Genomic DNA, 9,453 nt, shown 5'->3' with positions numbered 1-9,453 from the left:
CACCGGCACCACCGTCACGACGGGGGCCACGGTCACCTTCGCGACGCTCGCCGCGGGGGCCGCGGTCGTCACGACGACCACCGCCACCTTCGCCACCACCGGGGTTAGTGAGCTGCTGGTTCGGCGAGAGGTCGGGCTTGCCGAACACCTCACCGCGCATTACCCACACCTTGATGCCGATTTTGCCATACACAGTCTGAGCTTCCGACAGAGCGTAGTCGATGTCAGCGCGCAGCGTGTGCAGCGGCGTACGACCTTCTTTGTACTGCTCCGAACGGGCGATTTCAGCACCGCCGAGACGGCCACCGCACTGAATCTTGATGCCTTCGGCACCAACACGCATAGCAGCCTGAATCGACATCTTCATGGCGCGACGGAAGGAGATACGAGCGGCCAGCTGCTGGGCGATGCTCTCGCCTACCAGCTTGGCATCCAACTCCGGACGCTTGATTTCGAAGATGTTGATTTGAACGTCTTTGCTGGTGATTTGCTTCAGTTCGTCCTTAATCTTGTCAACTTCCTGGCCGCCTTTGCCAATTACCACACCCGGACGAGCCGTGTTGATGGTGATGGTGATGCGCTTCAGGGTGCGCTCAATCACGATGCGGCTGATGCCGCCTTTCTGAATGCGCGCGTTGATGTATTTGCGGATTTTCTCGTCCTCCACCAGTTTCTCGGCGAAGTCCTTGCCGCCGTACCAGTTGGAGTCCCAGCCCTTAATCACGCCGAGGCGGAAGCCGGTTGGATTTACTTTTTGTCCCATGTGTGGTTAGGCGTTGGCTTCGGTTTCGGTGGAAGCGGTTTTAGCGGCTTGCGCCTGGGCGGCTTTGGAACCAGCCTTCTCAACCTTCGTGTCGATTTTCAGCGTCACGTGGTTGCTGCGCTTACGAATGCGGTGGCCACGGCCCTGGGGGGCGGGGCGCAGGCGCTTCAGCTGACGGCCTTCATCCACGAAAATCTCGCTGATGTAGAGGTTGGCGTCTTCGATGCGCTCGTCTTCGTTGTGCTGCTGCCAGTTGGCCAAGGCCGACAGGAGCAGTTTCTCAATCTTCTCGGCGCCGATATTGGCTTCGAAGCGCAACAGGCCGAGGGCCTGGGTCACTTTCTTGCCGCGCACGAGGTCGGCCACCAAACGCATCTTGCGAGGCGAGGTCGGCACATTGCGGAGTTTTGCTACTGCTTCCATCTTAGCGCTTGCCTTTATCTTTTTTGGCGATGTGACCGCGGAAGTTGCGCGTCGGGGCGAATTCGCCCAGCTTGTGCCCTACCATGTTCTCGGTCACATACACCGGGATGAACTTATTGCCGTTGTGAACAGCGAACGTGTGGCCCACGAAATCCGGAGAAATCATCGAGCGGCGCGACCAGGTCTTCACCACCGATTTCTTGCCGGCCGTGTCGAGAGCCGTGACTTTCTTTTCCAGCCGGAAGTCAATGTACGGCCCTTTTTTTAGTGAACGTGCCATCTATTACTTCTTGCCTTTGCGGCTCACAATGAGGTTCTCCGAATACTTGTTCTTGTTGCGGGTCTTCTGACCTTTGGCCAGAATGCCGTTGCGGCTACGCGGGTGACCACCCGACGACTTGCCTTCGCCACCACCCATCGGGTGGTCAACGGGGTTCATCACCACACCACGAACGCGCGGACGACGACCAGCCCAGCGGTTGCGGCCGGCTTTGCCCATCACGGTGTTCATGTGGTCGCCGTTCGAAACCGTGCCGACCGTAGCCATGCAGGTAACGAGCACCATGCGCATCTCGCCCGAAGGCAATTTCAGCGTAGCGTAACGGTCTTCGCGGGCTACGATTTGCGCGTAGGTGCCAGCCGAGCGGGCCATTGCGGCGCCCTGGCCGGGGTGCAACTCGATGTTGTGGAGGATGGTACCGAGGGGAATCTCGCGCAGGGGCAGGGTGTTGCCCACTTCGGGAGCCGAACCCGGACCCGACACAATCGTCGTGCCTACCTGCATGCCGGCGGGCGCGATGATGTAACGCTTCTCGCCATCAGCATAGCTGAGCAGAGCGATGCGCGCGGTGCGGTTGGGGTCGTACTCGATGGTCTTCACGGTAGCCGGAACACCAGCTTTGTCGCGCTTGAAGTCCACGATACGGTACTGGGTTTTGTGGCCACCGCCGATGTAGCGGTTGGACATCTTACCGGAAGAGTTCCGGCCACCCGTTTTGTTGAGGGAAGTCAAGAGCGACTTCTCCGGGGTCGACGCGGTAATCTCGTCGAACGCCGGCGCAACGCGGAAGCGCTGCCCTGGGGTTGTTGGTCTGAGTTTTTTGAGTGCCATTACTAGCTAGTTGTGCTTTTGCGGCGGAAAAATTGAAGAAGCCTACAGGTTGCCGTAGAAGTCGATAACGTCGCCTTCTTTCACGGTCACAACGGCTTTCTTACCGTGGGCGCGGCGGCCGGAAACCTGACCGCCTTTGGTGCCTTTGGTTTTGATTTTGCCGATGGTGCGCATCGTGTTGATGTCGGTCACGGTCACGCCGTAGAGCGCTTCGATGTCCTTCTTGATTTGCACTTTGTTGGCGGTGCGCTCCACTTCAAAAGTGTAGCGGCCTTTTTCATTGAGGCCGGTGGCCTTTTCGGTCACGATGGGGCGTTTCAGCGTGCTCATTATTCGGCGGTGCTATAGAGTTCAACCAACGATTTCATGCCGTCTTCCGAAATCAGGAGCGTGTCCGTGTTCAGCAGGTCGTGGGTGTTGATGCCTACCGGAGTAGCCACTTTCACTTTCTGCAGGTTGCGGGCGCTGAGGAGAACATTTTTGTTAGCCTCACCGGTGAGTAGCATGGTCTTTTTGCCGTTGTTCAGCTTGAGGCCGTCCAGGATGGCAACGAAGTCCTTGGTGCGGGGAGCCGAGAGAGCAATGTTCTCCACAACGGAGATTTTGCCATCCTTCGCCAGACTCGACAGAGCCGACAGACGAGCTGCACGCTTGGTCTTCTTGTTCAGCTTGAAGCCGTAGTCGCGGGGCTGGGGACCGAACATGCGGCCACCGCCAACGAATACACCCGACTTCATGCTGCCGGCGCGGGCACCGCCCGTACCTTTTTGCTTCTTGAGCTTCTTCGTGGTGCCGTGCACTTCGTTGCGCTGCTTGGACTTGTGCGTGCCCTGGCGCTGGTTGGCCAAGTACTGCTTCACGTCCAGGTACATCACGTGCTCGTTTACTTCGAGGCCGAAGATGGCGTCAGACAGGGTCACTTTGCGGCCGGTGTCTTCGCCTTTGAGGTTATATACTGCGAGTTCCATCGTACTAGTCTATTTCTCGATTACCACGTAAGAGTTCTTCGCGCCGGGAATCGAGCCGCTCACCAGAATCAGGTTCTTGTCGCCTACTACGCGCATCACCTTCAAGTTCTGCACTTTCACGCGGTCGTTACCCATGCGGCCACCCATGCGCATTCCTTTGAATACGCGCGAAGGCCACGAGCACGCACCGATAGAACCGGGGTGACGCAGACGGTTGTGCTGGCCGTGCGTCTGGCCACCAACACCCTGGAAGTTGTAACGCTTTACAACGCCTTGGAAACCCTTACCTTTTGAGGTGCCTACCACGTCTACAAACTCGCCCTCTTCGAACAGAGTAGCGTCGATGGTAGCGCCGGCGGCGTAGGTCGATTCAGCGTCGAGGCGGAATTCAACCAGTTTTTTCTTGGGCGTGGTACCGGCTTTTTTGAAGTGACCAACCAATGCTTTGGTGGTGTTCTTCTCTTTTTTCTCGCCGTACCCAATTTGAATGGCGGTGTAGCCGTCATTCGCGATAGTCTTAACCTGCGTCACTACGCACGGACCCGCTTCGATGAGCGTGCAGGGAATGTTTTTCCCGTCCGGAGTGAAGAGGCTTGTCATACCGATTTTCTTACCGATAATGCCAGGCATTCTGTTAATGATTAAATGACACAAAAAGAAAACGGCCGAGTGCCGTTTTCGCTAAGGGAGTGCAAAGATAGGAAAAAAGCCTCGGCTATCCCAAGTGTGTCTAGAAATATTTTCTGGATGAGGCGGTTAGCTCCGGGACTTATCCCCTATTCTGCCGAAATGATGTCCTGCCGCTACGCAGGCCGCCAGGTAGCATCGGGGTCGTCGCTTGGTAGCGAGCCTTGCAAAGCAAGCATCAGGAAGAACACGACGAAAGCCAAGCCAATTTGCGTTTCCAGCGTGTATTCTACTAAAAAGGACAGGGCGATGCTTACGTACTGCGCCAACAACAGCGGAGCACGCCTGCTCCGGGCCCACCAAGCCGAATAAAACAGTGCCACCACAAAAACCAGCAGGCCTAGCATACCATATGCCGCCAAGTTGTAGAGGTATTGGTTGTGCGGCATGATATAGAATTCCTGGCCCATTTCTGGGTATAAGCGCTGGTAGCGCGTAGCCATCTCACTTTCCAAATCCGGCTTCCCTACTCCTAACAGCTTATTATCGCTCCAGATGGATAGCGCGGCTTTGTAGGAGTACACCCGCGCCGCGATGGAGTAGTTTTTACCTTCCGAACTGGTGCGCTGGCTCACTTTGCCCACATCCTCCTGCGTGTTGTACACCTTGTTGCGAAAGGTGGGAAATATCGCGTAGCTGAACAGCGGTATCAGCATTAGCACCGCCGCTACGCCTCCGGCACGCTTCCACTGCCGCCGGCACAGCCCCAGCCACAGAATGGCCAATCCACCGAGGGCATAGAACGTCATTTCGCCGCTGCGCACCGCCAGCATGTGCAGGAACAGCGTAAGCGCCACCAGCGCACCTATTAGCCATGGCCGCAGCATGGGGCGAATGGCGTTGTTGACCAGCAGCAATATGCCAGCAGCAATGGCCAGCGCGATGAGCAGACTAAAGCGAATGTGGTCGGGTTCGGTCGGCATTACCTTGGAGTGCAGGTAGAGCTCGTTGATGATACTTGCGTGCAACAGGTAGTTGATGGTAGCGCCAACTGCGGCCAGCAAAGTCATTGCAACTAGTAACAGCCACAGCCACCGCAGGTACCGGCCGGGCAGGGCAGGCAACAGCCAGAAACCGAGCGGCAGCAGCAGGAAGGGTAGCTGCAATACTACATCTTTGCTATACTCGCCCATATGAGCGGGCTCCGTATTGAAGCACTGTAGTAGATGCAGAATGAATACGAAGCACAGGCTACTGAACACCGGCCACAGCGGCCAGTTGGCAATGCGCCGATGCACGACGGCGTAGGTAATGCCGGTAAGCGCTACCCCGGCCAAGCCGATGCTGGGCAGAATCCGGAACCAGTTAGCAACGAAAATGCCCACGATAACGCAGCCGCAGAAGAACAGACAGGCGCGATGTAATCGGTCGAGAGAGAAAATAGAATGCATGTAAGCGGAAGTGTGGCCCCGCAAGTTCGAACAAAAAAGCCCCACCGCGACGAATCACGGTGGGGCTTTTCTCAATTAAGACTGAAATTGAATCCTCAGACTTTGATTTCTACGTCAACGCCGCTGGGCAGTTCCAGCTTCATCAGCGCATCAACCGTTTTCGACGAAGTCGAGAAGATGTCCACGAGGCGCTTGTAGGTGCAGAGCTGGAATTGCTCCCGGCTCTTCTTGTTCACGTGGGGCGAGCGCAGCACGGTGAACTTCTCCTTTTGCGTGGGCAACGGAATGGGGCCGCTCACGATGGCACCGGTAGCCTTCACGGCCTTCACGATTTTCTCGGAGGATTTGTCGACCAGGTTGTGGTCGTAGCTTTTCAGCTTGATGCGAATTTTCTGGTTCATTGTATTGGGGGTGGAAGCCGATTGCCTCCTTATAGAAAAGCTTTTTGGGTGTTTCCGGTTTCTGGTTGCTTGTTTCCGGTTCGATTCACATCAACTAGAAACAAGCAACCAGAAATCAGTAACTTATTTACCTCCTTTAACCTTAGCCACAATGGCCTCGGCCATGTTGGCGGGCACCTGCTCGTAGTGCGAGAAGGTGAGCGAAGCCGAGGCACGGCCCGACGACAGCGTGCGCAGGTCGGTTACGTAGCCGAACAGCTCCGACAGGGGCACGTCGGCTTTGATAACCTGAGCACCGCCCTTGGTGTCCATGCCCTTCATCAGGCCACGGCGGCGGTTCATGTCGCCCGTTACGGGGCCGGTGTACTCGTCGGGGCAAACTACTTCAACGGCCATGATGGGCTCAAGCAGTTTCGGACCAGCTTTGCGGGCGGCTTCACGGAAACCGTCACGGGCGGCGAGTTCGAACGACAGGGCGTCCGAGTCAACGTCGTGGTACGAACCGTGGAACAGGCGCACTTTCATAGTTTCGATGGGGAAACCAGCCAGCGGACCACGCTTCATAGCCTCTTCAAAGCCCTTCTGGATGGGGGCAATGAATTCGCGGGGGATAACACCGCCCACGATGGCGTTGTCGAACTCCAGACCGGGTTTCTCCGGCTCGGTTTCTTTCGGGCCCAGTTCAAACACGATATCGCCGAATTTACCGCGGCCACCGGTTTGCTTCTTGTAGGTTTCGCGGTGCTCCACCTTCTTGGTGAGCATTTCTTTGTAGGCCACCTGGGGAGCACCCTGGTTGATTTCTACTTTGAATTCGCGACGCATGCGGTCGATGATGATTTCCAAGTGGAGTTCGCCCATACCACGCAGGATGGTCTGGCCGGTCTCTTCGTCGGTGTTCACACGCAGCGTGGGGTCTTCCTCGATGAGCTTGGCGATGGCCATGCCCATTTTGTCAACGTCAGCCTGCGTTTTCGGCTCAATAGCGTAACCAATTACCGGCTCGGGGAAGCTCATCGACTCCAGAATCAGCGGATTCTTCTCGTCGGTCAGCGTGTCACCGGTTTTGATGTCCTTAAAGCCCACACCAGCAGCAATGTCACCCGCCTGGATTTTGTCAATCGGGTTCTGCTTGTTGGAGTGCATCTGCATGAGGCGCGAGATACGCTCCTTCTTGCCCGTACGGTTGTTCAGCACGTACGAACCACCGTCGAGCACGCCCGAGTAGCAGCGGAAGAAGCACAGACGGCCCACGTACGGGTCGGTAGCAATTTTGAACGCCAATGCGGTGAAGGGCTCCGAGTTGTCGGGGTGACGCTCCACTTCCGCACCCGAGTCGGGGTCGGTGCCGATGATGGCGGGCATGTCGAGGGGCGAAGGCAGGTAAGCCATAACGGCATCCAGCATGGTCTGCACACCTTTGTTTTTGAAGGCCGAACCGCAGAGCACGGGCGAGAACTTCATGTCGATAACCGCTTTGCGGATTACCACCATCATTTCCTCGCGGGTAATGCTTTCCGGGTCTTCGAAGAATTTCTCCATCAAGGTGTCGTCGTACTCGGCAACGCTCTCGATGAGTTTCTCACGCCATTCAGCCACGGTGTCCACGAGGTCCTCGGGAACGGGGATTTCGTCGTACGATTTGCCTTCGGTTTTGTCGTCCCACACAATGGCTTTACCGGTGAGCAGGTCAACTACGCCCTTGAAGGTGTCTTCAGCGCCAATCGGGATTTGCAGCGGCACGGGGTTAGCGCCGAGTTTTTCCTTGATTTCGTTCACGGCTTTGAAGAAGTCAGCGCCGGCACGGTCCATCTTATTGACGAAGCAGATGCGGGGCACGCTGTACTTGTCAGCCTGACGCCATACGGTTTCCGACTGGGGCTCCACACCCGATACGGCGCAGAACAGTGCCACAGCACCGTCGAGCACGCGCAGCGAACGTTCTACTTCTACCGTGAAGTCAACGTGGCCGGGGGTGTCAATCAGGTTGATTTTGTACTGCTTGGTTTCGCCCGTCGTGTTGCCTTTGGCATCGGTGGGGTAGTTCCAGAAGGTGGTGGTAGCGGCCGAGGTGATGGTGATACCACGCTCCTGCTCCTGCTCCATCCAGTCCATCGTGGCGGCACCGTCGTGCACTTCCCCGATTTTGTGGGTTTTACCCGTGTAATAGAGAATACGCTCCGACGTCGTGGTCTTACCGGCGTCGATGTGCGCCATAATCCCGATGTTGCGGAGGTACTGAAGTTCTTTGTTAACGGCCATTGTTACAAAAAGTGAATGATTGAATGGCTGAATGGGTGAATGAGGTAAATGGTTCCGCTTAGAAACATTCACTCATTCACCCATTCAGTCATTCGCACTTGTATTAGAAGCGGAAGTGCGAGAAGGCCTTGTTGGCCTCAGCCATGCGGTGGGTGTCGTCTTTCTTCTTAACGGCAGCACCTTCGCCTTTGGCGGCGGCGATGATTTCGCCGGCCAGCTTGTCCTTCATGGTCTTCTCACCACGACGACGAGCGTATTGAATCATCCACTTGGCGCCCACCGAAATGCGGCGGTCGGCACGCACTTCAATCGGCACCTGGAAGGTGGCACCACCTACGCGGCGGCTTTTCACTTCCACGGTGGGCATCACGTTGTTCAACGCCTTGCGCCACATCTCGAGGCCGTTCTCCTTGGTACGCTGCTCCACGAGGTCGCAGGCATCATAGAAGATGGTGTACGCCAGGTTTTTCTTGCCGTCGTACATCATGTAGTTCACGAAGCGGGTTACTAGCGTCTCCTTGTATTTAGGGTCCGGCAGCAGAACGCGCTTTTTCGGTTTTGACTTTCTCATGATAGTAGTAAGTATGTAGTAGTAAGTATTGAGTAGCAAGTAGCGAGACCGTATCAGCCTCACTACTCAATACTTACTACTTGCTACTAATTCTATTTATTTCTTCTTACCAGGTGCTGGTTTGCCACCTTTGCCGGTTGCAGCGGGCTGACCGGGCTTCGGACGCTTGGCACCGTATTTCGAGCGGCGCTGCAGACGGCCGCTTACACCGGCGGTGTCCAGGGCGCCACGGATGATGTGGTAACGCACGCCTGGCAGGTCTTTTACCCGGCCACCACGAATCAGCACGATGCTGTGTTCCTGGAGGTTGTGGCCTTCACCGGGGATGTATGCGTTTACTTCCTTACCGTTGGTAAGGCGCACACGGGCCACTTTGCGCATAGCCGAGTTCGGCTTCTTAGGCGTGGTGGTGTACACACGGGTGCACACGCCCCGACGCTGCGGGCACGAATCAAGGGCGGGCGACTTCGACTTGGTAGTCAAAGCCTCACGGCCTTTCCGTACGAGTTGGTTAATGGTTGGCATTTAGAGAATGGTTGGTTTGGAGCCGTTTGCTCCTAAAATTTGGCTTGCAAAGGTAAGAGTATTCCGCGGCAATAGCAAACAGAGTGAGGATGTTAATTTTATGGTTATCGGTTTGGGCCAAAAACAAAAGCGCCTCCATTGAGAAATGGAGGCACTTCCGCAACTCGGATACTTAGGGGACTGTTGTTGGTGGGTAAGTCCATGCCCTGGTAATCTTACCAGTTGGCGCAATGTATTCCCCAATCTCCTTTATACGCCCAATCTTTCTTCTGCCAATCACTAAGCCGTTGGGCGCTTCTTCAATGTACTTGTATCGATGGGATGAAAGGCGCTCGCCCTTGGCGTTATAAA

General features: G+C 56.0%; 12 protein-coding genes. All 12 read right to left on the bottom strand.

Annotated elements, in window-relative coordinates; all coding sequences use genetic code 11:
- A partial coding sequence (gene rpsC, locus ACYVDE_RS00515; RefSeq protein ID WP_460499516.1) for a 30S ribosomal protein S3 occupies positions 1-763 on the bottom strand: 763 nt, incomplete at its 3' end.
- 6 nt (positions 764-769) lie between these two features.
- Positions 770-1,186 (bottom strand): large ribosomal subunit protein uL22, encoded by a 417-nt coding sequence (rplV, locus tag ACYVDE_RS00510; RefSeq protein WP_460499515.1) that lies wholly within the window; start codon positions 1,184-1,186, stop codon positions 770-772.
- Position 1,187: 1 nt separating this feature from the next.
- On the bottom strand, positions 1,188-1,466 hold the full coding sequence (gene rpsS, locus ACYVDE_RS00505; RefSeq protein WP_190925685.1) for a 30S ribosomal protein S19: 279 nt from the start codon (positions 1,464-1,466) through the stop codon (positions 1,188-1,190).
- Between the two features lie 3 nt (positions 1,467-1,469).
- Positions 1,470-2,297, bottom strand: coding sequence for a large ribosomal subunit protein uL2 (gene rplB / locus ACYVDE_RS00500; RefSeq protein ID WP_460499514.1), 828 nt, complete (start codon positions 2,295-2,297; stop codon positions 1,470-1,472).
- 42 nt (positions 2,298-2,339) lie between these two features.
- Positions 2,340-2,627, bottom strand: a complete 288-nt coding sequence (gene rplW, locus ACYVDE_RS00495; protein ID WP_460499513.1) for a 50S ribosomal protein L23 — start codon at positions 2,625-2,627, stop codon at positions 2,340-2,342.
- A complete protein-coding gene (gene rplD / locus ACYVDE_RS00490; protein ID WP_460499512.1) occupies positions 2,627-3,265 on the bottom strand; it encodes a 50S ribosomal protein L4 in 639 nt (212 codons plus the stop codon). Before rplD ends, rplW begins: the two co-directional genes overlap by 1 nt.
- Before the next feature lie 9 nt (positions 3,266-3,274).
- Complete coding sequence (rplC, locus tag ACYVDE_RS00485; RefSeq protein WP_196291005.1) at positions 3,275-3,895, bottom strand: 50S ribosomal protein L3; 621 nt, start codon at positions 3,893-3,895, stop codon at positions 3,275-3,277.
- 173 nt (positions 3,896-4,068) lie between these two features.
- On the bottom strand, positions 4,069-5,277 hold the full coding sequence (locus ACYVDE_RS00480; RefSeq protein ID WP_460499511.1) for an O-antigen ligase family protein: 1,209 nt from the start codon (positions 5,275-5,277) through the stop codon (positions 4,069-4,071).
- Between the two features lie 161 nt (positions 5,278-5,438).
- On the bottom strand, positions 5,439-5,744 hold the full coding sequence (gene rpsJ, locus ACYVDE_RS00475) for a 30S ribosomal protein S10 (RefSeq protein ID WP_190925673.1): 306 nt from the start codon (positions 5,742-5,744) through the stop codon (positions 5,439-5,441).
- Positions 5,745-5,867: 123 nt separating this feature from the next.
- Positions 5,868-8,006: an elongation factor G gene (gene fusA / locus ACYVDE_RS00470; RefSeq protein WP_460499510.1), complete on the bottom strand. Its 2,139-nt coding sequence runs from the start codon at positions 8,004-8,006 to the stop codon at positions 5,868-5,870.
- A 103-nt stretch (positions 8,007-8,109) separates the two neighbouring features.
- Positions 8,110-8,577, bottom strand: a complete 468-nt coding sequence (rpsG, locus tag ACYVDE_RS00465; RefSeq protein WP_190925668.1) for a 30S ribosomal protein S7 — start codon at positions 8,575-8,577, stop codon at positions 8,110-8,112.
- 96 nt (positions 8,578-8,673) lie between these two features.
- Entirely contained in the window at positions 8,674-9,102 is a 429-nt protein-coding gene (gene rpsL / locus ACYVDE_RS00460) for a 30S ribosomal protein S12 (protein WP_243515615.1), read from the bottom strand.
- Between the last annotated feature and the right edge of the window lie 351 nt (positions 9,103-9,453).

It is taken from the genome of Hymenobacter agri (assembly GCF_054778495.1).
The sequence above is the reverse complement of the archived record's forward strand: the minus strand, read 5'-3'. Positions and strand labels throughout refer to the sequence as shown.

Bases quoted from the DNA above. Each gene is read 5' to 3' on its own strand.
- rpsG (WP_190925668.1), bottom strand. From the start codon at position 8,577: ATGAGAAAGTCAAAACCGAAAAAGCGCGTTCTGCTGCCGGACCCTAAA.
- fusA (WP_460499510.1), bottom strand. From the start codon at position 8,006: ATGGCCGTTAACAAAGAACTTCAGTACCTCCGCAACATCGGGATTATG.
- rpsL (WP_243515615.1), bottom strand. From the start codon at position 9,102: ATGCCAACCATTAACCAACTCGTACGGAAAGGCCGTGAGGCTTTGACT.
- rplV (WP_460499515.1), bottom strand. From the start codon at position 1,186: ATGGAAGCAGTAGCAAAACTCCGCAATGTGCCGACCTCGCCTCGCAAG.
- rplB (WP_460499514.1), bottom strand. From the start codon at position 2,297: ATGGCACTCAAAAAACTCAGACCAACAACCCCAGGGCAGCGCTTCCGC.
- rpsJ (WP_190925673.1), bottom strand. From the start codon at position 5,744: ATGAACCAGAAAATTCGCATCAAGCTGAAAAGCTACGACCACAACCTG.
- rplC (WP_196291005.1), bottom strand. From the start codon at position 3,895: ATGCCTGGCATTATCGGTAAGAAAATCGGTATGACAAGCCTCTTCACT.
- rpsS (WP_190925685.1), bottom strand. From the start codon at position 1,466: ATGGCACGTTCACTAAAAAAAGGGCCGTACATTGACTTCCGGCTGGAA.
- rplD (WP_460499512.1), bottom strand. From the start codon at position 3,265: ATGGAACTCGCAGTATATAACCTCAAAGGCGAAGACACCGGCCGCAAA.
- rplW (WP_460499513.1), bottom strand. From the start codon at position 2,627: ATGAGCACGCTGAAACGCCCCATCGTGACCGAAAAGGCCACCGGCCTC.